The sequence below is a fragment of the Paenibacillus sp. NPDC056722 genome (genome assembly GCF_042790635.1).
GTDB classification, from domain to species: Bacteria; Bacillota; Bacilli; order Paenibacillales; family Paenibacillaceae; genus Paenibacillus_AQ; species Paenibacillus_AQ agri.
Window position 1 is genome coordinate 358,116 of the sequence record NZ_JBHTYV010000005.1, and the last position, 26,197, is coordinate 384,312.

Annotated in this window: 25 protein-coding genes; 11 read left to right on the top strand and 14 right to left on the bottom strand. The window is 47.0% G+C overall.

From position 1 onward, the window contains the following. The first annotated feature begins 341 nt into the window (after positions 1-341). Together ACFRAM_RS15545 and ACFRAM_RS15550 are read left to right on the top strand one after the other, a co-directional pair. On the top strand, positions 342-1,388 hold the full coding sequence (locus ACFRAM_RS15545) for a bifunctional transcriptional activator/DNA repair enzyme AdaA (protein ID WP_379466600.1): 1,047 nt from the start codon (positions 342-344) through the stop codon (positions 1,386-1,388). 4 nt (positions 1,389-1,392) lie between these two features. Continuing rightward, positions 1,393-2,166, top strand: coding sequence for an isocitrate lyase/PEP mutase family protein (locus tag ACFRAM_RS15550; protein ID WP_379466601.1), 774 nt, complete (start codon positions 1,393-1,395; stop codon positions 2,164-2,166). A 24-nt stretch (positions 2,167-2,190) separates the two neighbouring features. Here the strand turns inward: ACFRAM_RS15550 and ACFRAM_RS15555 are convergent, their stop codons facing one another. After that, entirely contained in the window at positions 2,191-2,727 is a 537-nt protein-coding gene (locus ACFRAM_RS15555; protein ID WP_379466602.1) for a hypothetical protein, read from the bottom strand. A 96-nt stretch (positions 2,728-2,823) separates the two neighbouring features. Between ACFRAM_RS15555 and ACFRAM_RS15560 the strand changes: the two genes are divergently transcribed. Further along, complete coding sequence (locus ACFRAM_RS15560; RefSeq protein WP_379466704.1) at positions 2,824-3,738, top strand: phosphatidate cytidylyltransferase; 915 nt, start codon at positions 2,824-2,826, stop codon at positions 3,736-3,738. A gap of 18 nt (positions 3,739-3,756) precedes the next feature. Next, positions 3,757-4,278: a DUF6886 family protein gene (locus ACFRAM_RS15565; RefSeq protein ID WP_379466603.1), complete on the top strand. Its 522-nt coding sequence runs from the start codon at positions 3,757-3,759 to the stop codon at positions 4,276-4,278. 26 nt (positions 4,279-4,304) lie between these two features. Here ACFRAM_RS15565 and ACFRAM_RS15570 read toward each other — a convergent pair whose 3' ends face one another. The 4 genes from ACFRAM_RS15570 to ACFRAM_RS15585 all read right to left on the bottom strand — a co-directional run bounded on the left by ACFRAM_RS15570 (position 4,305) and on the right by ACFRAM_RS15585 (position 8,896). Further along, complete coding sequence (locus ACFRAM_RS15570; RefSeq protein WP_379466604.1) at positions 4,305-5,273, bottom strand: quinone oxidoreductase family protein; 969 nt, start codon at positions 5,271-5,273, stop codon at positions 4,305-4,307. Between the two features lie 31 nt (positions 5,274-5,304). After that, positions 5,305-6,465 (bottom strand): response regulator, encoded by a 1,161-nt coding sequence (locus ACFRAM_RS15575; protein ID WP_379466605.1) that lies wholly within the window; start codon positions 6,463-6,465, stop codon positions 5,305-5,307. Positions 6,466-6,489: 24 nt separating this feature from the next. Then, on the bottom strand, positions 6,490-8,289 hold the full coding sequence (locus ACFRAM_RS15580; RefSeq protein ID WP_379466606.1) for a sensor histidine kinase: 1,800 nt from the start codon (positions 8,287-8,289) through the stop codon (positions 6,490-6,492). A 172-nt stretch (positions 8,290-8,461) separates the two neighbouring features. Beyond that, entirely contained in the window at positions 8,462-8,896 is a 435-nt protein-coding gene (locus tag ACFRAM_RS15585) for an Lrp/AsnC family transcriptional regulator (protein WP_379466607.1), read from the bottom strand. 159 nt (positions 8,897-9,055) lie between these two features. On the opposite strand from ACFRAM_RS15585, the gene ACFRAM_RS15590 reads away from it, so the two are divergent. Continuing rightward, positions 9,056-9,523 carry a VOC family protein gene (locus ACFRAM_RS15590; RefSeq protein ID WP_379466608.1) on the top strand — a complete coding sequence of 156 codons (468 nt, stop codon included), beginning with the start codon at positions 9,056-9,058 and terminating at the stop codon, positions 9,521-9,523. Here the strand turns inward: ACFRAM_RS15590 and ACFRAM_RS15595 are convergent. Together ACFRAM_RS15595 and ACFRAM_RS15600 are read right to left on the bottom strand one after the other, a co-directional pair. Next, positions 9,489-9,653, bottom strand: coding sequence for an Imm51 family immunity protein (locus ACFRAM_RS15595; protein ID WP_379466609.1), 165 nt, complete (start codon positions 9,651-9,653; stop codon positions 9,489-9,491). The genes ACFRAM_RS15590 and ACFRAM_RS15595 overlap by 35 nt on opposite strands. 27 nt (positions 9,654-9,680) lie before the next feature. Beyond that, the gene (locus ACFRAM_RS15600) at positions 9,681-10,829 is read right to left on the bottom strand and encodes an SMI1/KNR4 family protein (RefSeq protein ID WP_379466610.1); all 1,149 of its coding nucleotides are present in this window, start codon (positions 10,827-10,829) and stop codon (positions 9,681-9,683) included. Positions 10,830-11,004: 175 nt separating this feature from the next. Here ACFRAM_RS15600 and ACFRAM_RS15605 point away from each other — a divergent pair, with 175 nt between their 5' ends. Continuing rightward, positions 11,005-14,124, top strand: a complete 3,120-nt coding sequence (locus ACFRAM_RS15605) for a hybrid sensor histidine kinase/response regulator (protein WP_379466611.1) — start codon at positions 11,005-11,007, stop codon at positions 14,122-14,124. A 55-nt stretch (positions 14,125-14,179) separates the two neighbouring features. Next, positions 14,180-14,698, top strand: a complete 519-nt coding sequence (infC, locus tag ACFRAM_RS15610) for a translation initiation factor IF-3 (RefSeq protein WP_379466612.1) — start codon at positions 14,180-14,182, stop codon at positions 14,696-14,698. A gap of 191 nt (positions 14,699-14,889) precedes the next feature. On the opposite strand, the gene ACFRAM_RS15615 is transcribed toward infC, so the two are convergent. Continuing rightward, complete coding sequence (locus tag ACFRAM_RS15615; RefSeq protein ID WP_379466613.1) at positions 14,890-15,828, bottom strand: alpha/beta hydrolase; 939 nt, start codon at positions 15,826-15,828, stop codon at positions 14,890-14,892. A 22-nt stretch (positions 15,829-15,850) separates the two neighbouring features. Further along, positions 15,851-16,912, bottom strand: coding sequence for an LLM class flavin-dependent oxidoreductase (locus ACFRAM_RS15620; RefSeq protein ID WP_175373427.1), 1,062 nt, complete (start codon positions 16,910-16,912; stop codon positions 15,851-15,853). 335 nt (positions 16,913-17,247) lie between these two features. On the opposite strand from ACFRAM_RS15620, the gene ACFRAM_RS15625 reads away from it, so the two are divergent. Continuing rightward, on the top strand, positions 17,248-17,829 hold the full coding sequence (locus ACFRAM_RS15625; protein ID WP_379466614.1) for a TetR/AcrR family transcriptional regulator: 582 nt from the start codon (positions 17,248-17,250) through the stop codon (positions 17,827-17,829). Between the two features lie 123 nt (positions 17,830-17,952). Here ACFRAM_RS15625 and ACFRAM_RS15630 read toward each other — a convergent pair whose 3' ends face one another. Genes ACFRAM_RS15630 through ACFRAM_RS15645 form a run of 4 tightly spaced genes read right to left on the bottom strand, consistent with a single transcriptional unit; the run spans position 17,953 to position 20,412 of the window. Beyond that, the gene (locus ACFRAM_RS15630; RefSeq protein ID WP_379466615.1) at positions 17,953-18,885 is read right to left on the bottom strand and encodes a DsbA family protein; all 933 of its coding nucleotides are present in this window, start codon (positions 18,883-18,885) and stop codon (positions 17,953-17,955) included. A gap of 1 nt (position 18,886) precedes the next feature. Beyond that, complete coding sequence (locus tag ACFRAM_RS15635) at positions 18,887-19,303, bottom strand: RidA family protein (RefSeq protein WP_379466616.1); 417 nt, start codon at positions 19,301-19,303, stop codon at positions 18,887-18,889. Positions 19,304-19,334: 31 nt separating this feature from the next. Then, the gene (locus tag ACFRAM_RS15640) at positions 19,335-19,982 is read right to left on the bottom strand and encodes a helix-turn-helix transcriptional regulator (protein WP_066378122.1); all 648 of its coding nucleotides are present in this window, start codon (positions 19,980-19,982) and stop codon (positions 19,335-19,337) included. Between the two features lie 46 nt (positions 19,983-20,028). Then, positions 20,029-20,412, bottom strand: coding sequence for a YybH family protein (locus ACFRAM_RS15645; RefSeq protein ID WP_379466617.1), 384 nt, complete (start codon positions 20,410-20,412; stop codon positions 20,029-20,031). Positions 20,413-20,590: 178 nt separating this feature from the next. Here ACFRAM_RS15645 and ACFRAM_RS15650 point away from each other — a divergent pair, with 178 nt between their 5' ends. Together ACFRAM_RS15650 and ACFRAM_RS15655 are read left to right on the top strand one after the other, a co-directional pair. Continuing rightward, on the top strand, positions 20,591-21,823 hold the full coding sequence (locus ACFRAM_RS15650; protein ID WP_379466618.1) for a pyridoxal phosphate-dependent aminotransferase: 1,233 nt from the start codon (positions 20,591-20,593) through the stop codon (positions 21,821-21,823). Further along, positions 21,816-23,288 (top strand): Na+/H+ antiporter NhaC family protein, encoded by a 1,473-nt coding sequence (locus tag ACFRAM_RS15655; RefSeq protein WP_379466619.1) that lies wholly within the window; start codon positions 21,816-21,818, stop codon positions 23,286-23,288. Before ACFRAM_RS15650 ends, ACFRAM_RS15655 begins: the two co-directional genes overlap by 8 nt. Before the next feature lie 107 nt (positions 23,289-23,395). On the opposite strand, the gene ACFRAM_RS15660 is transcribed toward ACFRAM_RS15655, so the two are convergent. Continuing rightward, on the bottom strand, positions 23,396-25,378 hold the full coding sequence (locus tag ACFRAM_RS15660) for an ABC transporter substrate-binding protein (RefSeq protein ID WP_379466620.1): 1,983 nt from the start codon (positions 25,376-25,378) through the stop codon (positions 23,396-23,398). Between the two features lie 363 nt (positions 25,379-25,741). Between ACFRAM_RS15660 and ACFRAM_RS15665 the strand changes: the two genes are divergently transcribed. Continuing rightward, positions 25,742-26,143, top strand: a complete 402-nt coding sequence (locus ACFRAM_RS15665) for a RidA family protein (protein WP_379466621.1) — start codon at positions 25,742-25,744, stop codon at positions 26,141-26,143. Positions 26,144-26,197: the final 54 nt, after the last annotated feature.

Genomic DNA, 26,197 nt, shown 5'->3' on the forward strand with positions numbered 1-26,197 from the left:
ACAATATTGCACTTAATCTTCACTAACCCCTTGCTGCTGAGGAATTAAGGTACGAAAATGCCGTTAATTGCTGTCGATGCCGGAAATTGCACTTCTATACTGCTTATATAAGCTTGCTTTTCTTGGTTATGTTTGTTTTTAATGTGTTCTATATAGAAGTCCTTTTACAATCCAGTAATCTCTAACAGCGATCGTAAGAACCGTCGAACCTATAACGGCCTCATGCAGCGTTAACCACTATTTTTACTATGATCCCAAAATTGATGCCTGAATTTCGGCGATGCCACCTACCGGAAGATATTATAATGAGAACAACATTGAAAGGTTAGGACGTGCTGCTATTGTTACCTGCTGAGCGATATGAAGAGTATTACAAGGCGCTGCTGGAGAAAAATACGGAGTACGAGGGATTGTTCTACGTTGGCGTCAAAACCACAGGTGTATTTTGCCGTCCGACATGCCCCGCCAGAAAGCCGAAGCTGGAGAATTGTGAGTTCTTTGCGAATCCTCAGCAGGCGCTGCTGGCCTCTTATCGGCCCTGCCAGCGCTGTCGTCCACTCTCTCATCCCAATCACGTCCCGGAGATTGTCCGTGTACTCGTTGAAGCTGTGGAGAGCAATCCGGAGAAACGCTGGACGACACAGGACTTCAAGAATCTCTCGGTCGATGAATCTACGGCTCGGCGTCAATTCAAAAAGCGGTTTGGCATGACCTTTGTGGAATACGCCCGTGCACGCCGTATGGGTCTTGCCCTGAAGAATATCAGGTCGGGCAAGACCGTCATCGACAGCCAGCTGTCTACCGGCTATGAATCCAGCAGCGGCTTCAGAGACGCCTTTTCCCGGATCATGGGGGCTGCCCCTACCCTGCTGGAGGACGGTAAGGTCCTGAAAGCCGCCTGGATTGACACCCGTCTTGGCCCTATGATGGCCATCGGGAACGATGAAGCCCTGTATCTATTGGAATTTATCGACCGCCGAGGTCTGGAACGCGAGGTAGAACGCCTTCGGAAACGAACGAAATCGGCGATTATTCCGGGCGTTACCGAGCCTATTCTCTCGATTGAACGAGAGCTGTCAGAATACTTTGACGGAGAACGGACGACCTTCGATACTCCGCTTGCTCTACTCGGCTCCCCTTTTCAACAAAGCGTATGGGGAGAATTAATGAAAATTCCGCCAGGGGAAACACGCTCCTATCTGGATATCTCCTTAGCCCTCGGCAAACCGACGACCTTCCGCGCGGTCGCTCAAGCCAACGGGGCCAATCAGCTGGCCATAGTGATTCCCTGTCATCGTGTCATTAATGCAAACGGGGAACTGGGTGGATATGGCGGGGGTCTGACACGTAAAAATTGGCTGCTCCATCATGAGCAGGGAGGAGAATAATGATATGAATATCCAACATGAACAAGCGCTTCAGTTTCATCAATTGCATACCAAAGGAGACCCCTTGGTGCTTATCAATATCTGGGATGCGGGGAGCGCGCAGGCGGTTCAGGCCATCGGAGCCAAGGCCATTGCGACCGGCAGTTGGTCCGTGGCTGCTTCGCACGGATATGAGGACGGCGAGGCACTTCCTTTTCCACTCGTACTGGAAAATTTGAAACGAATCAAGAACAAGGTGGATCTTCCTTTAACCATTGATATTGAAGGGGGATACGGGCAAAGTCCGGATGATGTTAAAGTGAATGTAGGATTAGTTATTGAAAACGGAGCTGTGGGGATTAACTTGGAGGATCAGCGGATTGGCGATGCAGGTCTCTATACGACCTCGGATCAATGTCTGCGCATTGCCGCTGCCCGTGCAGCAGGCCAACAGGCTGGACTACCTCTTTTTATTAACGCCAGAACGGATATTTTCTTTCAAACGGCCGCCGGGCAGCACGCAGCCTGTATTGAACAGACCCTCAGCCGTGCGCACGCTTATGCAGAAGCCGGGGCCGACGGTATTTTTGTTCCGGGGTTAAGCGATGCCAGACTGATCGAAACCCTATGTAGTCACTCACCGCTTCCGTTGAACATTATGGTAACCTCGCATACCCCGTCCCTCGAGCAGCTTGCCGAACTGGGCGTGGCGCGTATCAGCTATGGTCCTCTACCTTATCTAGAGGCGATGAATGCATTAAAAGAAGTTGGTCTTGCTGCATTATCTCTACACAATTAAGCTCCAGCCCTAATCGTATACGGCCTATTTCAAGTACTCGCTCAACCTTCCCTCATAAATCAACTGCAGCCTGTCACTCTGCCGAAAATCATCCGGTGTCACGAGTGCAGGCAGCTTATTCCACAGCTTAATGCCGGAACGCTCAAGGATCTCCGCAACAAATTGCGAGCAGAAGTAGGAGTTGCTGAACTCAACAGGCTCTTTAAGGGCGATGCCAATTACGCCTAGAATATTATAAAGGTACTTTTGGCGGCTGCGGATAAAGATATGCAGAACCCGCTTCATTTTCTCCACTTCACGTTCGGTTACCTGCAATTCATAGATCACGCACGTCGTACTGGGATACTTGCTGTATGTACCTGTCTGGATATCCTCCCTCACAAATCCCCCGTTCAGCGGATTGTTCGGATTCTTTCGCCCGAAGCTGTACATCTCCGAAAGCTCGCGGTCGAATGAAATCGAAGCATGGTTATACGGCGCTTTTGTGTAGGTCTGAATCATTTTTGTAAAAAGCGTTCCGGTATTCGTAAGCAAGATAAAAACCGACTGATCTGCAACCATTGACGAAATTTCCCCTTATCAAGATTGGACTATTCCTTCATAATAACATAGGAACCCTTTAATGGAATCCTACCTCACGACAAGTTGGTGATTGCCCTGAATAGAAGCATGTTAACGCTAGTTCTTATTTTGGCAGCTCTATGCGCCATTCAACTCATCTATTATGTAATAAGCAAAGTACAGCCGAACAAGGATTATGCACCCATCGGAAACCGCATCAAAACCTGGTGGGGCATGGTGTTCATCTTCTGCCTCGCTACCCTTTTCAATTCCGTGGTGTCCCTAATCTCACTGATGGTACTGTCCTTCTTCGCGCTGAAGGAATACTTCTCCATGATCAAGTCCAGAAAAGCGGACCGCAGGCTGTTCCTGTGGGCATACTTGTCGATTCCGCTGCAATTCTACTGGATCTATATCGAATGGTACGGGATGTTCATCGTCTTTATCCCTGTCTATGTGTTCTTGCTGCTGCCGCTTCCCCGGATGATCAATAAAGGGACGGTCGGATTTCTGCGCAGTGTCAGTTCGACCCAGTGGGGTCTTATGCTGATGGTGTTTGGGCTTAGCCATCTGGCGTATTTCCAGTTCGCTACCCCCGAGTATGGGGCGGGACTTGTACTGTTTCTGGTTGTACTGACGCAGCTTAATGATGTGGTGCATCACCTGGCCTCGATCTATTTTGGCAAAAGAAAAGTGGTCCCCACAGCCAATCCCTATCTGACCTGGGAAGGCTTCGCTTGCGCGTTCGTGGTTACCACGGCGGTATCGTATCTGATCTATCCTTATTTGACGCCGCTTACCCCGATCTTCGGGATCTTCTCCGGGATGTTGATCAGCCTTAGCGGCTTCATCGGCAGCTTGACCGTGTCTGTGCTGAAGCGCGATCTGCTGATCGGCGATGACGGCAAATTCGAGGCTCTGAAAAAAAGCTACTTAAGCCGGGTGGACAGCCTGACCTACACCTCGCCGGTACTGTTTCATGTGATCCGTTACTTTTTTGACTTTATGTAGGAGAGGAAGAGGTGCCGAATGTATCTTTATCATTTTAGCGAAGAGTCTGACATTAAGAGGTTTGTCCCTAAAGAGAAACAAAACATCCAGGGAATGCCGCCACTCGTCTGGGCGATTGATCAAGAGCATGAGGTGAGTTACTATTTTCCCAGAGACTGCCCCAGAATTGTCCTGCGAAAAACGGCGGCTGCAACTGATGCCCAGGCTGGCAACCTTTTCGCAGACACTACGGCCACAACCATTATCACGGTTGAAAGCCGCTGGTATACGGCCATAAAGAACACCACGCTGTACAGATACGTTTTCCCACGGCAAGGCTTTGAGCTGTTTGACCGAACCGCAGGATATTATACTTCGCCGCGCACCCTAGAACCTCTTCGAGTAGAAGCTATGGATCATCTAGTAGACCGAATTCTAGCCACGGGAGCCGAGCTGCGCTTCACGGACAACCTTTATCCCTTGCGAGACAGCATTCTCACCTCCGGTTACCCGGACTTCGGGATTCATCGGTTCGCTAATGCGAGGGCCAAAGTTGAATGAAGAGGAATGATACTCGCTTATTCTGTTTAAGGAATTAACAAAATCTTTCCCGTGCTGCTTCTGCTCTCTAACAACCGATGTGCCTCAGCACCCTCCCGGAGCGGGAACGACTTCGGTTCCTCCATCTTTAGATGTCCCTGTCTGATCGCTTCAAAAAGCTGCTCTGAACGCTCGACCCGGTTGCTATGTGTAACGATATGGTTCCACAGGTCGCCTCCGGTCAAGGTTTTGGAAGTGTCCATAAGCATACGGGGGTCGATGTGGGGCGGATTGCCGCCGGCCATTCCGTAGAATACAACTGAACCTTTGATCTTCGTCGCCTTGAAGCTATCCATTAAGGTGGAACCTACTGAATCATAGACTGCGTTCACACCTTGGCCGTCGTTGGACCAACGGATCGCCGCGTTCGCCCAATCACTGTCGTACAGCAGCACTTCGTCTGCACCCGCAGAGAGCGCAGCTTCACGCTTCGCAGGAGAAGAGGTCAAGCCGAGAACTCTGGCACCCTTGGCCTTAGCCAGCTGCGTCAGAAGCTGCCCCACTCCGCCTGCTGCCGCATGAATCACAATCTCGTCGCCTGGCTGAACCGAATAGCTGTCATTCACCAGATAATGCGCCGTCAGGCCTTGCAGCAGCAATGCGGCTGATTGCTCGAAAGTGATGTCGTCCGGCAATGGAATGATATGATCGATTCCCACCTTGACCAGTTCGGCATTCGCATAAGGGACATCGGCAAAAGCAACCCTGTCCCCAACCTCCACCGTCTTCACATCCTCCGCAACCCGCTCCACAATGCCTGCACCTTCGTACCCTAAAATGTAGGGTGCCTGACCAGCCAAGTGGTAATCGCCCCGTCTGCGATAAATGTCAGCGAAGTTTAATCCAATCGCCTTCATTCTAACCCATACCGTCCCTGGCTCCAGCTCCGGATCAGGAATATCTGCATACCGCAGTACCTCTGGCCCGCCAAAATGCTCAAAAATCAATGCTTTCATAAATACCCTCCAGTTCTGTGATCACATAAACCTATATTTCACTATAAAACGAATGCAATGATTCCAATGGCGACAGCAACTGCTCATATAGCAGTACCATTTCTGGCGAGGGAGTAGCCCCCACCTCTCGCAATAGTAGCTCCGTGAAGTTAGAGAACCGGCGGGTCAAGCCCTCTTTATTTTTCTGCAAAGCGAGGGCCTGCAAATGAAGCTTAACGGTCTCTTCATCCAATTCATTGTGGGTAGCCAGCCTATTGAGAATGGGAATAGCCGTCAAGAAATCACCCCGAGACAACAATGCTCTGCATAAGCGTTGAGTAAACTGAACATACATCAGTGAATAGCGCTCAATCTCACTTAAAGCCCAAGGGTAGCCATAACTTCCGAACAAATCACCCACATAGAGCCGCTCCAGCGCAAACGCCTGCTCGAGATTCGACTCGTCTATAACCATCATCTGCTTACAACCTTCTTCAAACCGGAACAGATCGACATCAGCTGAGGACAGATTCAAAGCATAATGATTGCCATCTGAATACAGACAGTCCCTTAGTCCATTCTCGCCAAGTAGCTTGCGTAGTTGATAAGCGGTAGTGTTCAAATAGGTCTCTGCGTTCTTGAGCGGCATCTCCTTGAAGATATCCTCGATCAGCTTAGAGCGGGAGACCAGACTGCCATGATGCAATAGTAAGTATCCGCACAATTCTGCACTTTTACTAGTCTTCCATTTAAGCATAGTGTTCTGTGCACCCTTGATCTCCATTCGGCCCAGACAATTGATCTTTACATGAACCGAAGGATTTGCCGGCAATTCTGCTGGCCCCTGCTCCCGCTTGGCCTCAGCCAAGGCTCTTTGAACCGTTCGCTGTATCCGCTCCAGTGCAACAGGCTTCACGATATAATCGTAGGCAAAGACGTCAAAAGCAGACAAAGCATATTCGGTATGCGATGTCACAAACACGAGCTTGATCTTACTGCCCCTATCTCTTAACCGCTGAGCGAACATGAGGCCACTCTCTTGCGGCATATGGATGTCCATAAAGACGATGTCCACATCATGGTCGTTTAAATACACTTCGGCCGCAGCTGTATTCAGGAAGGCTCCCACAACTTCCATCTCACCGATTTTGTTCAACATTCGCTTCATAATTAAGTGCATCGCTTTTTCATCATCGATGAGTACGATCTTCATTCAGCAATCCTCCTTTCGTACAAATCAACAGCTATATTTGATATTTGAACCTATATTCGAAACTCCCGGAGGAAGCGGAATGGTGAAATAGAATGTGCTTCCTTGGGCGGGATTACTATCAAACCAGATTTCCCCTCCGTTTAATCGAACAAATTCTCTGCAGATCGCAAGCCCTAAACCGATGCCTTGTTCTCCGGCTGTACCTGCCGTAGAAGCTGAATAATCTGATTGTAATAAGGTTTGGGCCAGATCCTCCCGTACCCCAACGCCCGTGTCGCTTATTGCTACAATCATTTTCCCGTCCGAATGTTCAGCCCGCACCTTAATGCTACCTCCGGTATCCGTAAATTTAACAGCGTTGGAGAGCAAATTGCGAACGATTAAATTCAGCATTTCCTTGTCCGCGTAGACCCAAGTATCTGGGGGAACCTCAGACACCATAACAATTCCTTTGCCCTCACTGCGAATCTGCAGAAGATGTAGACTCATCTGTATGGCATCGAACAAATCGTGGGTGTCTGGGCTCCGGATCATGCCACCTTGGTGTTTCCGGAACCAGCCCAGCAGATTCTCTGCTAAGGTGAGTGTTTTGCGCAATTGCTGACCCATTTCAAGAACAATCTCCTCGTGGCCCTCACCACCGGCTGGCAGTTCCTCTTCCAGGATCTCCATTAAATTCAGGAGGATCGCCAGCGGATCACGAATGTCGTGGGCTACTACACTGAAGAGTTCATCCTTGAATGTATTAAGCTCCTGCAATTGCTTGGCATTGTTGATCAGTCTCTCTTCGGAACGTACAGCATCAGTCGTATCACGGAGCAAAAGCATTTTACCCGTTGGTCTGGAGCGATTGTCGTAAATGTATAGCATTTGCGCCTGATACACCCGTTCATTGCCGTGGTCACCGGATAATACCCTGTTCTCCGAGAGAGGCTCTTGCAAAATGGTGTTAAGGAGTACCGGATAAGAGGAGAAGAATGTCGCCGCAGGCTGGCCAATAGCGTTTCTGTTGTGAAGACCCTCGATCATCCGACTCGCTGAACGATTGTATTCAGAAATATTATGATCCAGATCAAAGACAATAACCGCATCCTGTATAGAGTCAAATACCTTCTGATGTGCAAGGGGAGAGAGCCTGAGCATATTGAATTGATAAATACCGAGCAAATAGAATACTCCAGAGATTAAGAAGCCGAATGGGGATACATCTATGGAGGTTTTTAGAACCCCGGTAACATACATCAGTGAGAACCCAAATGGCCCACAAGAGCCAATCATCATAAAAATAATTTGCTTCTTCATTCGGGACGGAGCTATGAAGCACATATGAAGTAGTAAACCCATGCCTAAGAAGAAAAAAAAGAAGGAGTACACAACATGGAGATAGAACAGGGGGCCGTGATTCAAATGGATTAGGGGAACACCCTCAGAAAAATCTAACGACACACTCCTATAGAATAAGTGGTGCCAATCGTTCGTATGAACGGCAGCGAGAGTGCAGACAGGAACAATCATGAGTATAGCAACAGTCCATTTACGTATGTATGCTTGTCGTCCCGTATACTGCAGTACCATTATCATCCATAGTGTCGGAGCAAAAGGGATCCCGATATACTCGAATTTGAGCCAGAAGAGGATATCCTTCAGATCGTCACTGATAAGTTCAAAAGCATATCCAAAGGTATAAAAGGCACCCGCAAGCACACCAAGTCCATAACTTTTTGCTATCGGAAGCTGCCTTCTTCTCCAGGAAAGATAGACCAGAACCAAAGAACACACCGTTGCAGTTATTAAAATTTCAGAAAGATAGAGATTGAACTTCATATTTGTGTGCGACTCCTGTGCTAAATGTCCTTGTACCTTAGCTTCATAATATCAAAAAACATCAGCCAATGGCTGCAGTTTCGGAAGATAAACTCACTATTTTTATTGGAGAAGTTTAGAAATACTCTCATCCATCTTCAACGAGCGGAGAATCAAGCCCTGTCAGATCCAGTTAAAGCATGATTCGGTTCTCTAAAATATTTTTCAGACTGATATGCGACTTGGAGGGTCCAAGCCTGAGCAGTGCATCTTGAAACTCAGCCAGCTCTTCCACCGATGCAGTCTGAACCTTCAACAAGTAGTTATATTCTCCGCTGATACGAAACAGATCGGTCACTTCCCTGGCTCCGGTGCAATAATCCACAAGCTCCTGGCAATGCTCTGTCTTCAAAAGAATAAATGTAGTCGTACCGCGGTTCAGCTCACGCAATTCAAAAGACGCCGTATACCCTGAGATAATATTTCTCTCTTCCAGCTTCACAATTCTTTCTTTCACAGACGGTTGGGACATCGATACCTCTTTGCTGATTTGCGAAATGGGCATTCTCGCATTGTGCTGTAGCAGCTGCATGATTTTTCTATCAACTTCGTCAATGATGTGTTCCAATAGGAGGACCTCCAGGTCGGATTTTTGAAAATAAACCTTTTCAGCTACAATACCTTATATTCAGTGATCTTTATACGATAAAATACTTATTTTCCATATGTATTCTACATCTCCAATTTACTATAATCTAACACATCTTATGAATTGGAGTGATGATGAATGAGCATTAAAGGACTTGCCCATGTAGCTATTCAAGCCAAGGATTATACAGCAACTATTGCTTTTTACACAGAGGTGCTGGGGTTCCAAGTGGGGCATCATTGGAGTCTGCCTGCCTTTCAACTCAAACAAGCAGCCATGCTGATCTCTCCGGATCAACGAACATGCATCGAGATTTTTGACAACGAAGCCGTCATACCCGCCCAAGGCAAAAAAGCAACCTCCGAAGAAGAGATCGCTTATGGCGCACTACTGCATTTTGCATTCTATGTGGAAGATGTGGAGGCTATCTATCAAAAAGCCCTTGCTCACGGCGCAAAGGCTTATGTAGAACCGGGAATTCTCTCACTTGGTGAACCACCCCTTATCGTGAAAAACGCGGTCATTCATAGTCCCAACGGGGAGATCATCGAATTTTTGGAGGACGTTGATTTCAGTCCATCTCGGCACGGGATAATAAATCATTAATCCGTTCTTCGCCCTCACAGGCTGCCTTGAACCCGGCCGCGAAGCTCTGCACAGCAGCTCTATTGCTGGAGTACATGCAGAACATATCCGCCTCCGGGTCGAAGCGTAGCGTGTCCACTAACTCAGGCATGTTCTCCTCTGCGAAGGTTGCCGCTTCCTAATGAACTGCTGCTGACCTGAGCCTGCTCAACACGTCCTCAATAGCTTGCTCTGTGAAGGATAGAGCTCCGCTGCGCTCGGTGATCATGCCTTGCTGGATTCTCTGATCCAGCCAGTCCGTAATCCATCCGGGAGCATAGCCGTTCTGGCCGAACTCGCCGCCAAAGGCAATCATTTTATCATAGACTTGCAGATATTCCTCTTGGCTCGTATTCGGATAAGTCTTGGTGTACAGCCAGAACTGCACATCGTACATCAATATAGATAATTCATCGGCATGGAATGAAAAATGACCTTTGTCCTCGACAACCCTGGTGCAGACCACACGGATTTGACCCTCAATGTCCTCTGTCTCATTCACGTTGCCGCATAGTTCTGTCAGAAGGGTCGAGAATTTGCCGTGCGATACTCTTCGTAATGCTTCCTCTTTGTCCGCTTCAGAAGTATCGTAAACATCATCATTCACCAGGCCACGGATAAAAGCCTCGAAGCTCGGTGCCAGATAAGTGATAGCATAATCGCCCTCCTGATCCACGTGGATCACTTCCGGTTCACCATCTTTGCCGCATTTTCGGTAATCCAGCATGACAACATCATGGCCTGCCGAAGGGCAGTCACAAAAAACCACACCAATCTCAGGGTAGCCCCAGTCCTCAATCATGAATCGGCTGCCAAATTCACCACCCAGCGAGTAGCTTTTCTCCCGCCCAATGCCTAGAATCCCTGAGATTGAGATGTATTCTGCTCCCCAAGATTCCGTCACCTCTGTCGGAAAACATGCGTTGCGGGGGATGCCTCCATTATGCTGCTTCATCATCTCAATATAAGCAGCAGGCAGCTTATAGCCCAACTCTTCTTCCACAGACGCAATCAACTCATCGGTCGGCGGCTCGGACACATATTCCTTCAGAGCATAGTCGCTATCATCCCAGAAATCCGAGAGAATCAACGATTCCGGGGACAGCTCACCGCGGCTCCACTCAAGCGCCTCCGCGTAACGTTCAAGGTTGTTCAAAGCTCTAGCCAGCTGACTGATCAGCTGAGGATCCCGCTCCAACGCAGGAATCTCCATAATAGTGTCCACAATTCGCTGATGCTCATTCTCTTCATGCCAAAGGGCTAGTTGCGTCAAAAGATCATTTTGCATGGTCTCCGCCTCCAGATTATAGTTTGTAATAATGCAGCAAATTTTTCAATGTTGGTATTTACACTATTCTACCAGAGTGGGGCGGGAGTCACGCCCAGACTTTTTTCACCAGTAGTTCGCATAATCGTTTGGGGAAATAGGTCCGCTATATCGAATTCTTGTTATAATGATGTACATGAGAAATAATACCGTTCTGAAAAATATAGCTACGATTCTATTGTTTATCACCGTTTTGTTTGGTTTTCGGATAGCATGGCTCAGCATTTTTACGACATCCGATTCTCCTCCTGTGGTTAATGGCGTACTGGATCTGCGCGGCCAAGACCTCGAGAAGGCGGACCTTTTCAAGCTGAACGGTGAATGGAAGTTCTACCCTTCCAAGTTCATCTACCACAAGGATATTGCAGCACTACAAAATCAATCACATACGCTTAAGGTCCCGGGAGACTGGAGCGAGGCGCTGGCGAATAGCCAGGGTTCTTCTTATGGTTACGGAACCTATCAACTTCGTATTCTGGTTGATCCGCTGCGTCAGCCTGTCTCTTTGTGGATCAAACAAATTCAAACCTCATCCGCTGTGGAAATCAACGGGGTGAATTCGGCCGGTGCCGGTGACCTTTCTATATCGGATAAGGCGTACAAGCCCAGAACAAACTCTTATGCAGCCCCCTATTTTGCAGAAGGCACGACAGAAATTGAAGTGCTTATTCGTGCAGCGAACTTTGATCATCCTTACAAGGGCGGCATAGAAGGCCCGGTTTTCTTTGGCAGTCAGGACAAAGTGGACAGCTTACGCTTTATTTCTATGGGGTTTCAAGCTCTTACAGTGATCATCTTGCTGCTGCATGTCTTGTATGTCTTTATTCTCTACTTATTTAGTCCTGAAGAGCGGGTCTTGCTTCTTGTTGGGTTAATGACGCTATCCGTAGCAGTGATCATTCTGTTCCGTAATGACAGCGTGCTATACCTATTAACGCCTTTCAATTACACATGGGCCTTAAAGATCCGATTGATCGCTTCCATGTGGCAGCTCTTTTTTATCATGCTTGTGTTCAGGAAGTTCATTGCTGCACCTACGAACAACAAATTGGTATACGTGTTCACCGCTGCAATTTCGTTATACACAGCATTCTTGCTGGTATCACCAGCTCCATGGGTAAGTGAGTCCACCCACTTAGGCGTGCATAACTTCTTTCTTTTCTCACCATTTATCTGGCTCATCTATATCATGGGGATTATGCTTTTCAGGAAGCAGAAGGACAAGGATGTTGTCTTCATGCTGCTATCAGCAGCCGGTATTATTTCTAATCTGCTCTGGAACGTATGGGGCTCCGTACTCGTCTACTATCCGATAGATATCGTGGCCGCGATCGTGGGCTTCTCTGCCTATTGGTTCAAGAAATACTTTCAGAATGCCAAGGAGAATGCCCAGCTCAACGAACAGCTCAAGAAAGCAGACAAGTTAAAGGATCAATTTCTCGCTAATACTTCACACGAGCTGCGAACACCACTACACGGCATTATGAACATCGCACAGAACGTGGTGACCAAAGAAAATGAGAAGCTGTACGAAAGTAGCCGCAAAGATATGGAACTGCTGATCACCATCAGCCGCCGTATGTCTCATATGCTTGGCGATCTGCTGGATGTCGCTCGTCTTCAAGAGCATCGCATTACCCTGCACCAGGAACCTTTACAGATCCAATCCGTGGTTCCTGGCGTAATTGGTATGCTTAAATTTATGATTGAAGGCAAGCCGGTGCAGTTGACCATGAATCTTCCAGACACCACACCTCCCGTTCTCGCCGATGAGAAAAGATTGGTGCAAGTGCTATATAATCTGCTTCACAATGCCCTCAAATACACTGAGGAAGGCATGATCTCCATTTCAACAGAAGTGCAGAATGGGCGGGCGCTAATCCATATCTCGGATACGGGTGTGGGCATGAACAAGGAGACCCAGGCACGGATATTCCTTCCGTATGAGCAAGGCGCTCATGGGATTAGCGATGGAAGAGGGATCGGGCTTGGCCTGAGCATATGTAAGCAGCTGGTAGAATTGCACGGAGGCACATTAAGTGTTCGCTCCAAGATTAGCAAAGGCTCCGTGTTCAGCTTTGATCTGCCTCTTGCGGATTCATTCAATCAGCAGGCGGTAACACCTGCCGCGGCTCTTTATCCGATTACGGATGCGGCTAAGGAGCAATTAGCAGAGTGGATTTTTCCGGAAAATGAATGGAGCGGGTTAGAGGTTCCTATGCAGATTCCGCCGCTGCTGACAAAGAAGAAAGTTAACATTCTGGCAGTGGATGACGATCCCGTGAATCTGAATGTACTCATGGGAATTCTTTCAACAGAGCCCTATACCATTACCACGGCAAATTCAGCACGCGAGGTGCTGGAACTGTTGGACAAGGAACAATGGGATCTGCTGATTGCCGATGTGATGATGCCGCACATGTCCGGCTACGAGTTGACACAAAAAGTACGGGAGCATTACTCCTTATCGGAGCTTCCGGTGCTACTGTTGACCGCACGTAGTCAACCGGCCGATATCTACACTGGATTCTTGTCCGGTGCTAACGATTATGTTACCAAGCCAGTAGACGCGGTTGAGCTGAGGTACCGGATTAGAGCACTCACGGAACTAAAGCAATCTATCAATGAACGTTTGCGCATAGAAGCCGCTTATCTGCAAGCCCAGATTCATCCGCATTTTCTATTCAATACGCTGAATTCGATTATGGCACTGGGCGATCTCGATACGGAGAAAATGCAGCATCTTGTTGGTGCTTTTACATCCTTTTTGCGGATTAGCTTTGATTTTCTTAATACAGGCGAACTGGTCGAACTCTCCCACGAACTGGATCTGGTTAAGGCCTATCTGCATATTGAGAAAGAACGTTTTTCAGACAGACTGACTATTGAATGGGAAGTTGAGTCGGATATCAGCGGTCTACAGGTGCCTCCGCTCTCCATACAGCCACTGGTGGAGAATGCGGTCAAGCATGGTCTGCTTAGCCGGAATGTAGGGGGGACACTTCATATCCGGATTGCCCATCTGGATCGCTCCACACTTGTGGCAGTGAGTGATAATGGCAAAGGGATGGAGCAAGACAAGGCTGATGCGCTGTTAAGTCCAACTCTGAAAGGTAAAGGTGGCATCGGACTGTCCAATACGAACCGGCGTCTGACGCAATTATATGGGCAAGGGTTGTATATTCACAGCAGACCTGAAGAAGGAACCACGGTGTCCTTTGTCATACCGGATCGTGGGGATAAGCTAAAGGATTAACTTAAATGTACGATTTGATCGATTTACATTGTTATCTATAGGAGGTTTCATTCACATGGCAGTATTCATTAATGAACAAATAAGGGCATCAGAGGTCGATCTCACTGGACTTCGAGGTGAGAAGCTTGGCATTGTCTCCACAAAGGAGGCGCTGGCTATGGCCCGCTCAGCCGGGGCGGACCTGGTGTGTACCTCGCTCATGAGCAGCCCTCCCCCTTGCAGCCTGATGGCAAAAGGAAAAGCCAAAGCGGCCGCGCAGAAGGAATCGTCAGCGGCACGCAAGGGTGATGCCGGACGAGCTGCCGGGAAGGGCAGCAAGGAGAAGGTTAAAGAGCTGCGCTTCACCGCTCATATTGAAGAGCATGATTACGACACCAAGCTACGCCAAGCCGATAAGCATCTGCGATCCGGCAAGCCGGTACAGTTGGTCGTAAAGGCCTCCGGCGCAAAAGAAGCTGCGGCCGCCAAGACTGTGATAGAACGACTAGTGGCGGATCTGAAAGAGGCCGGAGTAAAGGATACCGGCATCCAGACCGGCGGCAAAGGCTCGCAGGTGAAGCTAAATCCCCGTTGATCCTCAAACAAAAATACTAATCAGCCGCATAACCGGACCACGAACGAAAAGCATCCGTCACACTTTTTATAGTGAAACAGGATGCTTTTCGTTCGTTTAGAGATTCCTTCAGTTGGAGTGATTCCTATGGACAGCCCGTGTAGTGATTCCAACTTTGTTGTATCGTGTTTATTCTCTCTATAATTTTTTATTTAAGGATGAAGCGCTCTTGCCAGCGCTTCTACATAACTATTGCTGACGCGCTGGCTTACTTCCGCTTGCGGAACCATCACTTCAAAGCTGTGGAAGGTACCGGGATAAAGGTGAAATTCGACGTCTACACCCGCTTGAGCAAGGCGTGTCACATATTCGATCGTCTCATCCCGGAACAGATCGAGTTGTCCTACGCACGTATAGGTCGGTGGCAGCCCCGCCAAGCTTTCCGCTCTCGACGGCACCGCATATGGGGACAACCCGCTGTCTTCAGTACGATTGCCCTGGTACATGTTCCAGGCCGTCAAATTGTTTGTTCGATTCCACGTTGCGTTATCGGCCGTAATTTCATGACTTGACGCCGTAATATTCCGGTCGTCAATCATCGGGTACAGCGGCATTTGGAAGATGAGGGCCGGACCGCCTTTGTCGCGAGCCATTAAAGCAAGCGCTGCGGTCAGACCGCCGCCCCCGCTTGCACCAGCAATTGCGACTCGATCCAAGTCGATGCCCAGCAGTTCAGCTTCGTCCGTCATCCACGTCAAGGCGGTATAACAGTCATCGATAGCAGCGGGGTAGGGGTGCTCGGGAGCAAGTCGATAATCGACTGATACGACAACGCATTTAGCCGCCTGCACGAAACGTTCGCACAAAGCGTCGTCCATATCAGGATGCCCCATTACGTAGCCTCCCCCGTGAATCCATAGCAAGGCCGGAAGCTTGGCGCCAGTTCGCTGGGCAGGTTCGTAGATTTTGACCAACATCTCACCCGCTATACTCGGAATCATCCGGCTTGTCGTGTGTACGTGCTCCGATTTCTCAATGGGAGGACCCGTTAAATAGCTTCTGCTTAGTTCTAAATTTTCCTCCAGTTGAAAACCAGGAAATTCTGCTAATACCGACCTTAATTCTGGCAATACCCGACTTTCAAAATCCATTCGAACCACTCCTATAATTGAATTATGATCTTTTCTCCGTCTCAACTTCCCATTTGGTTATTTCCTCCCGGACTCGGGGTGCTACTTCTGTTCCCAACAGCTCAATGGCTCTCATCACTTCTGCATGCGGCATCGTGCTTAAAGGAACATATAGCATAAAGCGTGTAACGCCTACATTTTTGCGAAGGTGAATGATCTTCTGGGCAACTGTCTCGGGATCGCCGACATACAGTGCACCTTCAAAGCTGCGCGCGGCATCGTAGCTGGAACGATCATAATGCCCCCAGCCCCGCTCCTTGCCTAATCTGTTCATACCTGCCATGGTAGAAGGAAAAAAAGTATCTGCAGCTCGTTCAGTATTCTCTCCAACAAATCCTATCGAGTGCGCCCCAACCTTAAGCCGTGATTCGTCATGACCAGCGTGCGCTGCTGCCATCTTATAAAGCTGCACGAGCGGTGCAAAATCCGTCGGTTTTCCACCAATGATCGCCAGCATCAGCGGCAGTCCTAACAGACCTGCACGGATAGCAGACTCCTGTCTGCCCCCACTGCCAATCCATATCGGCAAAGAATTCTGAACGGGCCGCGGATACACGCCCAAATGGTTAATCGCCGGCCGATGCCCGCCCTTCCAGGTTACTTTTTCGGACTCCCGTATTTTAAGAAGCAATTCCAAATGTTCTTCAAAAAGCTCATCATAGTCATTCAAGTCATAACCAAACAGCGGAAAAGATTCAATAAAGGAACCCCGGCCCGCTATAATCTCCGCACGTCCATTTGAAATGCCATCCAGCGTAGCAAAATCCTGAAAAACGCGCACCGGATCAACTGAAGAGAGCACCGTCACTGCACTGGTCAGCCGAATCCGCTTCGTCTGTGATGCAGCCGCAGACAGCACAAGTGCTGGTGAAGATGCCGCATAATCCTTCCGATGATGCTCACCTACGCCAAACACATCAAGTCCCACTTGATCAGCAAGGACAATTTCCTCCACAACTTCACGCAATCGCTGTGCGTGGCTCATCACTTCACCAGTCTGAGTGTCCGGCTTTGTTTCTACAAACGAAGTAATACCTATCTCCATGATCAATCTCTCCTATCCCATAGCTCTTTCTGTCAACATTATTCCGGTTCTTTTCAAGCAGGTTGATATGTATGCCCTATTTTCATGAACTTTAAATATCAATAAATATCATACTAATCGGTATGTTATTTGCTAGTTAATATAAATGCAAAAAACGAGAATTGTCAAGAGATATTGTGAAAACATCTTATTAATCCGACCTGTATTTGACATTATAAACGGATAATTATAAAATAATAACGTACTATTCGGTACGTATATAAAGGCCACTAGTCGTTGCATATGACTTGAATCATTGAGTAATAAAAAAACAAGATTAACGAGAGGTATTGATTATGGGACGAATCCGCGAATTTGACGAAGAAAAAGTATTAGATGCAGCTATGCAACTATTTTGGGAGAAGGGATATGAAGCTACCTCATTAAGCGATTTAACTTCCAGAATGGGAATTCAACGACCCAGTATATACTCAGCTTTTGGAGGCAAAGAAGAATTGTTCGAAGCCGCGCTACGCAAATACACGAAGTCCCGTGCTTCTCTTATCCGAACCAGACTTCAAAGCAATCCATCTGTAAAAGAAGCATTTCATACTTTTTTTGAAAGTGTGGTCGATGATGAGTATGCAGAAAGCCCTCGAAAAGGATGCTTTTGCATCAATACAATGGTCGAACTTGCACCTCATGATGAGAAATTCGAAATTCTTACAAGGGAACATCAAATGTACCTAGCGGTCATATTTCAAGAAACCATTGAACGAGGCATACAATCAGGCGAGCTCGAAAGCGGGTTAAATGCGAAGGCTGTATCACAGGCGCTAATCATATCGTTAATTGGGCTAACCGTAATGTTGAAGTCTCGTCCAGAACGATCATTTATTGATAATTCGATAGAGGTGACACTTACACTCCTTAAGTAATTCGGAGTTTCTTAAATAACCAATCCGCTCTTCTAAAACTGGAGATGCAACACGAAAAAGCCCCATTGGCGTTCCGGACTTTTAACATCCGGTCGCTCAATGAGGCTGACAATCTAAGAAAATTTAATTTACATTTCTCCAGAAAAATCCGAATTTCACAGGAACGCACTCGACTAGCCCTGCTTGCTCCAAACGCTGCAATTCAGCCAAAGTCTCTTCTCTCGAAGCATCAAGCATGATACGGATTTCCTCAGTGCCCAGGAAATTGTATTTCTGCAGCAATTGTTTAGCTGTATATACCTTTTGATTCGGTTGCAAAGCGTCTTTGGCCACCTTGTTCAGCGCTTCAACATAATGTTGATAAGGACGATAGCCGGATACTCTGGCACCTTGTCCTTCTTCATCAACGATGAGAATCGTCGGGAAACCTCTAACCCCTAATTCCGCACCCTCTTCAATCTCTTGATAGAACAGCTCTGCCGTTGCAGGATCATGATAACTGCGTTTGAATCGTTCCGTATCTAAACCGACATCAATGGACGCCTGGATAAGAGCTTCTTCCTTGGCAATGTTGACCTTCTCCAGGAACACCATCTCCCGAAGACGTCTCAAGTAAGCGTCCGCCTGTTCCTTCCCTTGCAGCTGGGCCGCTTTGAATGCGATTGAAGGCGGGTAAGAGGAATGAAGCGGATCCTCCAGCCAAACGTCACCGTCCATAGACATGCCGGACTGTTCGGCAATTTCTTCCCAATGATGAGCCACATCAGATGGCTTGGAAATGCCATTACCTCCATCGGAGAAATGCTCCCATCCCGGCAGCAGCCCGCCCATCCGGTATTCAATCGTCAGCAGGGGGGCATATTCCTCCTCTAGCTTACGGATATACGGCTCCAGCGCCCAGCAAGCAGAACAGATCGGATCGGTATAATAGATAACTCTGAATCTCCGTACGGGTGCTAGCTCGACCTTGACCATCTCGTAATCTTGTTCGTCTTCATGCTCAGAACACAGCCCTGTTTCGAGATCACAGGAGATCATTTTATTGTTCTCCGCCATTTCAATTCCCCCCACTTAACAGAGGGAGACTTGTCCCTCCCTTGTATGCGATACATTCAATTTCAACAAGTGCGTCTTTGGGTAATTTGGCGATTTGGACAGCCGCCCGTGCCGGTAGAATTTCACCTGTGAAATAACTACCATAAATCTCGTTAACCGTTGCAAAATCATCCATACTGCTAAGGAAAATCGTGGTTTTTACGACCTCTTCCAGACTTAAAGCAGCTGCTTCGAGCACTGCCTTGAGATTATCCAGTACGCGATGGGTCTGTGTTGTAATTCCGCCGCTAACCATCAGACCCGTCTGCGGATCAAGCGGGATTTGCCCGGAAACAAATAGGAAATCTCCAGCCAAGACAGCTTGTGAGTAGGGCCCAATAGCTTGAGGGGCATGCGGAGTGCTCACTTGTGTTTTCATGAAAAAAATCTCCTTTAGTAGTTAGAGTCAATTAGAGTTCTTTGAGATAGCGATAGATCGTCTGATCTGAAGTTTCGAGTCGTTGGGCCACCTCGGAGACAGCTCCCTTTAATAGAAAGACTCCTTTATCATTAAGATCCTTTACGATTTCTTTCTTCTCATCAATCATCAAACGGGAGACCTCCAGTTTGTATTTATGAATTGCTTCCGTAATAAAATTATGTAGCAATTCTTCCATGGAGTTCGTGAACAATTCTTTTCCCGGCCCGGCAGGATCTTCTTGCTCTTCCGGTTCCATTAATAGATCCTTGATTAGCATTTGGGCTTGCTTCAGCGCCGTAGTATCGACATTTACACATAACATAGCAATCACATTCTTATCCTCATCCTTGATAAAGAAGGTGGACGAACGCAGCATTTGATCTTTACCTGTAACTTTTCCGGGGTAGTTGGCAATAAACGCCTTGGTTTCATATTCCTTGTCATGAATAATCTGAAGAGCAAAATCGGTTATCGTTCCTCCAACCTGTCTTTCAGTAATATGATTGTTGCTAATGGCTACAATAGAGCTTTCGAGTTGACGAAGATCATGTAAAATAACCTCACAATTCTTCCCGCAAATACTCGCGATAAACTCCACCATAGGTTTATATGAGTTAATAATTTCATCGGGTGACAAAAAAACCTCTCCTTTATCCAATGTCCCTCCATGGGAGGGGCCAGCTTTATGCCTGCAATGCCCATTCCAAACCATGAGGATTATCAATAATTAATACCCACGTACCATCCGGCTGACGGCGAACGACATCAGAGGACTGACCTTGAACCCGGACCTCACCGCTTAATGGGTCCTTCATAGTCCACTTCGAAATGACAAGTGCCGTATCTTCAAATTCCAGCACCTTCTTAGGCGTCAGCTCAAACTCAAGATTGAGTTCTATCATTTGACTAAGTCCTTCACGGACAGCATTCCATCCCTTTACGACAACACCTGGCTGGGCCACAAATACAGCTTCAGGATCATACAACGTCAGTAGCTTGTCCAGGTCACCTGTCGGAAATAATCTATTAATTCCTTCTAGTACCTCAATCGGTGTATTTGCTGCCAAAATGGCACCTCCTAAAAATAGCTTAAATTTTATGATAATAATAATTTATCATGTTGACATTTTTTTATCAAGTGGTTATGATTTTGACTAACAACACATGAAACGAAACATGACACATAAAACGGATTGAGTCATGTAATGTTACATGAAATTACAAATCGATGGGTGGGAGCGTAAGATGGATATCAAAAATAACATGCGTGAGGGTTTCAAAGACTTACAAGGGGGACTATTTGCCAGTGTGCACAAGGCAGATGTAGGAAATGCCGTATCGGATCTGATGAAAAGAGGCGTTGATCTAATGTGTTGGGCGGACCCCTTTTTCCCTGACCTTGTGATTCCGCAGAATGTAAAACAATCTGTCATAGATTCCATTGATAAAGGAATGGCTACCCATTACACAATGCCCATCGGTAATAGCGACCTTAAACAGGCGATAGCCGTCAAATTACAGGAAGATAACCATATGAGTGTCGATCCAGACCGGAATATTCTAATTACACCGGGTTCAGACTCCGGTTTAATGTTTGCGATGATGCCCTTCATCGGAGAGGGTGACGAAGTACTTATTCCTGCTCCCAGCTATCCAAGTAATTTCCTTAATCCAAAGCTGCTGGGCGGCATTGCAGTTCCCGTCCCCCTAAAAGAAGAGAATAACTACCAAATTGAGATTGAGGAATTCGAGAAAAGAGTTTCTCCGCAAACAAAAATGGTTCTTCTGACGAACCCGAACAATCCTACAAGTACTGTATTAAGACGCGACAGCCTTGAGAAAATTGCCAAGTTTGTCATTGAGCATGATTTGGTGCTGGTTGTAGACCAGGCATTCGAGGATGCAATCTATGATGACATTGAGTTTGTCTCAATAGCAACATTGCCTGGAATGTGGGAGCGAACGATCAGCGTATTTTCAATTTCTAAAGGGATGGGACTAAGCGGCTTCAGAGTAGGCTATCTGGTTGCAGATGACAAAATTATCGACGTATTGTACGGCTGTACTGTGAATGTAATCGGAGCGACGAATACTTCTGCACAAATAGGAGCCATAGCGGCAATGAAGGACCGCAGCTTTGTGAAAGAATACAATGCTATCTTTGACCGTAGACGGAAAGCTGTCTATGAAATCATGAATTCCATTCCAGGCGTGTCTATGGCCATGCCGGAGAGCGGATTTCTCTCTTGGGTGAATATTTCAAAATTAGGGACTTCCGCCGAAATTAGCAAATATCTAATTGATCATGCCAACGTTGTAGTTAATGAAGGTACACCATACGGTGTAGGGGGCGAAGGATACATTCGTATCGTTCATGGCTGCTATAAAGACGATAATGTCCTCTACGCGGCACTGGAACGTATAAAACAAGCATTAATTCAATTGGACATCGACAAGGGGGTAGCGGCTCATGGATAACACTACTTTAGAATTCAGAGGCGGAAAGTCAATGGCATTCATTCCAATAGCGCTTTTCCTGGTATTCTGTATCCTGTTCTTTACCGTATTTAAGGTTTTCGATATGACGGGACTAGCCATGTGCGCGTTTCTTTCCATCATCATCGGCGGAGCATTTTCCAAAGATTATAAAAAGTACTGGAACGCTGTTATCCTAAAAGGCATCGGTAGCCCAATGGCCATTACGATTGCGACCGTTCTGCTTGTGATCGGGATGTTCTCCAAGCTGATGGCTAAGAGTGGTGTGGCCGAAGGGTTTGCATGGCTTGCTAATATGTTAGGTTTGCACGGTGGTGCGTTCACCTTATTCACTTTTATCTCGGTATGTATCATTTCTGCTTCGACAGGAACATCGATCGGAACACTGTTCACAGCTTTTCCTGTATTCTTCGCCTCCGGAATATTGCTGGGAGCTGATCCAGTAGTATTGGCCAGCGCTATTTTATCCGGTGCTATATTCGGGGATAACATTGCGCCAATCTCAGATACCACTGTAGCCTCAGCTTCTACACAAGCCTATACCCGTAAGGAAGGAACGGCGGAAATCGCCGGCGTGGTGACCACCCGGTTCAAATTTGCTTTAGCCGGAAGTATTCTTGCTTGCATCTTCTTCTATGTATTCGGCTCCAGCAACAAGGTAATCACGACCGGTGTAGCTACACTGGGGAATGCGACTCCTAAAGGCCTTATTATGTTGATTCCGGTAGTTGCTTTGCTTATTGTGGCAGTGAAGACAAGAGATATATTCAAAGCTATTCCGGTTGGGATCGCAGTAGGTATAGTCGTTGGTTTGATTTCCGGAGTATTTACGTGGACAGATGTCTTCTCCTTAAAGGACGGTGCTGTGAAAGGGTTCCTGTTTGAAGGTTTTAACAATATGGTCAGCACGGTACTGTTCGTTCTGTCGCTCTTCGGAATAATGGGTATACTCATAGCGAGCTCAACCATGGACAGGATCGCTAGCTATATTTGCAAAAGCCGTATGGCTAAAAGCGTACAGGGTGCAGAGTTGGCCATAGCGGGAGGCACAATCATTGCTACAGCTCTGGTAGGCGGGGTGACGAGTGCTTCGATCCTTACCTTTGGTCCAGTTGCAGATGAGATTGGAAAACGTAAAAATCTCCATCCATTCCGGCGTGCTGTTCTTGTGGATTGCTTCTCGATGACCATTGCAGCAGTTATCCCCTTCCTAAGCGCCTTTATCTTTATTGTAACTTCAATTATTGGCTCCTTAAGAACAGAATACAGCTTTATACCGGAAATCAATCCGGTCTCCTTATTCTTGACCTCCTTTTATCCATTATGTCTGTTCGTTGTCCTCATCTTTTCTGTTCTGACCGGCTGGGGCCGCAAATTCGAAGGCCCTGGTGGTAATCCAGTCACTGAATACACAGAAGACATGGCTATCAACACTGTTAAAGTATAAACGACTCTGACTCTCGCAGGAGTAAAAGCAATAGCAGCTATATCTGATCATACGAAGAATAAGGACGCCCATCGGGCGCCCTTATTCAAGCGTAAGAAGTGCAGATATTATTTTCCAAGGAAGCTCTTAATAATAAAGTCCAGATGAGCTTCCATAGATACAGCATCATTATAATAAGAACCTTTGGCATTCATAAAAAACACCCGGTTCTCTTTTACAGCAGGAAGACTCTTCCATAAAGGACTACCATACACCACATCCGGGTCACCATCGTCCCATCCCCAGTTGCTCGTAAAGATATAATCACCAGCGTATTCCGGCAGCTGCTCCAAAGATAAGTCAGCAAATCCTTCGTGTTTGTCCAGGACCTCCTCCTGAATAATCTTAGGGGCCTTCAAGCCAAGCTCTCCGTACAGAATTTCACCGCCCCTGGCATAAAAATCGCCAAATGCATAAATTCCCTTCGCATACGGCTGGAGGATGGAAACTGTTCTGTCACCTACGACCTCCTGTATTTGCGGTTTATATTCATTGATTTTCCGGTCCCACTCTTTGACCCAGTCCTCTGCGGCCTGCTCCTTGCCTGCAAGCTTCCCGTATTCGAGCATCAGATCTTTATAAGAATACTTTCCATATTCTATACGAACGACCGGGGCGATTTTATCCAACTCTTTGTAGGTTGGCTCCATCACATCAGCAGCGACTACAATAATAAGATCGGGCTGCAGGCTTAAGATTTTCTCTGGCGAGAATGTGTCACCAACAGCTTCTACTCCGTCCACCAAGCCTTTCAGGAACGGATTCTTTAGAGCATCACTTTGTGCCCCCACCGGTTTGACGCCTAGTGCAAGTAAATTACCGGTAAAACTACCCGTCAGATCTACTATTCGCTGTGGATTCGCCGGAATGACCACAGTTCCTTGACTGTCCGTATAGTTTTTGGTTAAAGCCGCTTGAGACGACTGTGCTGGAGATGCATCATTAGAACTCTGACCTGATACTGCAGTACCTCCTGTGCCAGAAGCGCTGTTTCCTGTACTCGTACTACCACTTGAACAGGCACTAAGCAACAACATCATACATAACAGCAATGTTGCTGTCGCCATAGAGGCTGATTTGTATTGTTTGTACATATGTATATCCCCTTTTCCATACAATTGATAATTATTCTCACATTCATTATCAATATATCGAATCGGAATGCCAGGCACAATGGCAGATCGGGAAGCATTAAAGGGCAATTTGGGAACTAAATGTTCAATGCGTCCCTTCGTTCTGAACAATGCAGGCGCCACACCATAATGCTTCTTGAAGCTACGGCTCAGTGAATGTGCATCAGGGTAGCCTACACGCTGAGCAATCTCTTGCAAGGTACCTTCTGAATCTATTAATAGCTGCGCGGCCTTGTTCATACGAATTTGTGTGAGAAGGCGAATCGGGCTTTCCTTCATTCTGCTTTTGAACAGCTTAGTCAAATATCTCGTACTGCAATCTAACAGGTCCGCCATCACCTCAAGTGTTATAGGCTCCATATAGCGGTCATTCATGAATCGGAGTGCCTGTGCCACCAGATCAGGCCGCATAGGTTCAATACCCTGCTGCTGCATCTGGCTTAACAGTTCGTATACGAATTGATAGAACAGCGTTCTTGCATGTAACTTTTCCAACGGCGCAGACTTCATCCACTCTTGAAACATAAGCTCCACCTGGCCGAGCAGTGAGAGCGGATATAACGGTACGAATGAATATTGAAGCTGAAACGGTTTGTTTGGCCCCATCAGCCGTGATTGTTCCTGAGCCGCTGGCCATGTCAGTCCAGCTTTGTATAATACCAAATAATACTCAAGCTGGTCTTCAACTGCGATGTCAAGACGCGAGCCTTTCCCTCCATGCAGGACGTGGAACCGATTCACGCTATACATTGAATTATCCAGCCAAATTGTTGCACGGCCGCTAACCACATACACAAAAGTACTAGCCGGAAGAGAGTACTCCACCGACGTTTCCCCCTGCTCCAGCAGTATATACCGTACATCCATTATTTTCACCGAAGTATGGTTCCACAGCATAATATGCTCATTCAAGTTCATCGCAGTGCATCATCCCCTCAGCCGCATTACTGCGGTTTCCCTACATTATATTGATAATGATTCTCACAGTAAAGTTTTTCAACAAGCAGTACCGCGCTAACTGCCGTCATTTTTGTACTTCTTATTCGCTTATGTTAATATTGAACGGTAAGTCACTTATAAACATGAAGGAGGAGTACCTGATGAAAAAGAGATCGATTAAATCCTTAGCCTCTGGTATCGGGTATTCTACGGCTGTTTTTTTCTAGAATCGAGATTGACGGGATAAGTCTGTCTAGATCGCCAGCATTCTATAAAAAAACGGTGAAAATATATAATCGTAAACCAATATATATTTTCCATTTATAAGGAGACCTGCACACAATGAATCTTAAACAAATTCCAGTTCAACGATATAACCCCGAAATGATCGCGAAGCCTGTTGGAAACTACAGTCATGTCACCAAAATAGACCGAAATGCAGAGCTATACGTCTTCTCCGGCCAAATTGGCATCGATCAGGACAATCATATTCCCGCCGATTTTAATGAGCAAGTCACAAATACCATGAACAATATCATCGCCATCTTGTCTTCTCAACAACTGACGCCAGATCACGTCATTAAAATAAACATCTGGGCGACTGAAGAGATCGATTGGAATCATTTCTATGAAAAATGGAATGCTGTATTCGGACCTACATCGCCGTCCATGACGGTTGCATATATACAAGGCTTAGGTCTGCCTGAACTAAAAATTGAATTGGATGTCTGGGCAGCCGGTTAATGTCCTGATAATATAAAAGAAACGAGCCCTAGAATTTCTCTAGCGGCTCGTTTT

What these genes read in the sequence shown, in the direction of transcription:
- ACFRAM_RS15550 (WP_379466601.1), top strand. Translation starts at nt 1,393, where the DNA reads ATGAATATCCAACATGAACAAGCGCTTCAGTTTCATCAATTGCATACC.
- ACFRAM_RS15555 (WP_379466602.1), bottom strand. Translation starts at nt 2,727, where the DNA reads ATGGTTGCAGATCAGTCGGTTTTTATCTTGCTTACGAATACCGGAACG.
- ACFRAM_RS15565 (WP_379466603.1), top strand. Translation starts at nt 3,757, where the DNA reads ATGTATCTTTATCATTTTAGCGAAGAGTCTGACATTAAGAGGTTTGTC.
- ACFRAM_RS15570 (WP_379466604.1), bottom strand. Translation starts at nt 5,273, where the DNA reads ATGAAAGCATTGATTTTTGAGCATTTTGGCGGGCCAGAGGTACTGCGG.
- ACFRAM_RS15575 (WP_379466605.1), bottom strand. Translation starts at nt 6,465, where the DNA reads ATGAAGATCGTACTCATCGATGATGAAAAAGCGATGCACTTAATTATG.
- ACFRAM_RS15580 (WP_379466606.1), bottom strand. Translation starts at nt 8,289, where the DNA reads ATGAAGTTCAATCTCTATCTTTCTGAAATTTTAATAACTGCAACGGTG.
- ACFRAM_RS15590 (WP_379466608.1), top strand. Translation starts at nt 9,056, where the DNA reads ATGAGCATTAAAGGACTTGCCCATGTAGCTATTCAAGCCAAGGATTAT.
- ACFRAM_RS15595 (WP_379466609.1), bottom strand. Translation starts at nt 9,653, where the DNA reads ATGCCTGAGTTAGTGGACACGCTACGCTTCGACCCGGAGGCGGATATG.
- ACFRAM_RS15600 (WP_379466610.1), bottom strand. Translation starts at nt 10,829, where the DNA reads ATGCAAAATGATCTTTTGACGCAACTAGCCCTTTGGCATGAAGAGAAT.
- ACFRAM_RS15605 (WP_379466611.1), top strand. Translation starts at nt 11,005, where the DNA reads ATGAGAAATAATACCGTTCTGAAAAATATAGCTACGATTCTATTGTTT.
- infC (WP_379466612.1), top strand. Translation starts at nt 14,180, where the DNA reads ATGGCAGTATTCATTAATGAACAAATAAGGGCATCAGAGGTCGATCTC.
- ACFRAM_RS15615 (WP_379466613.1), bottom strand. Translation starts at nt 15,828, where the DNA reads ATGGATTTTGAAAGTCGGGTATTGCCAGAATTAAGGTCGGTATTAGCA.
- ACFRAM_RS15620 (WP_175373427.1), bottom strand. Translation starts at nt 16,912, where the DNA reads ATGGAGATAGGTATTACTTCGTTTGTAGAAACAAAGCCGGACACTCAG.
- ACFRAM_RS15625 (WP_379466614.1), top strand. Translation starts at nt 17,248, where the DNA reads ATGGGACGAATCCGCGAATTTGACGAAGAAAAAGTATTAGATGCAGCT.
- ACFRAM_RS15630 (WP_379466615.1), bottom strand. Translation starts at nt 18,885, where the DNA reads ATGGCGGAGAACAATAAAATGATCTCCTGTGATCTCGAAACAGGGCTG.
- ACFRAM_RS15635 (WP_379466616.1), bottom strand. Translation starts at nt 19,303, where the DNA reads ATGAAAACACAAGTGAGCACTCCGCATGCCCCTCAAGCTATTGGGCCC.
- ACFRAM_RS15650 (WP_379466618.1), top strand. Translation starts at nt 20,591, where the DNA reads ATGGATATCAAAAATAACATGCGTGAGGGTTTCAAAGACTTACAAGGG.
- ACFRAM_RS15655 (WP_379466619.1), top strand. Translation starts at nt 21,816, where the DNA reads ATGGATAACACTACTTTAGAATTCAGAGGCGGAAAGTCAATGGCATTC.
- ACFRAM_RS15660 (WP_379466620.1), bottom strand. Translation starts at nt 25,378, where the DNA reads ATGAACTTGAATGAGCATATTATGCTGTGGAACCATACTTCGGTGAAA.
- ACFRAM_RS15665 (WP_379466621.1), top strand. Translation starts at nt 25,742, where the DNA reads ATGAATCTTAAACAAATTCCAGTTCAACGATATAACCCCGAAATGATC.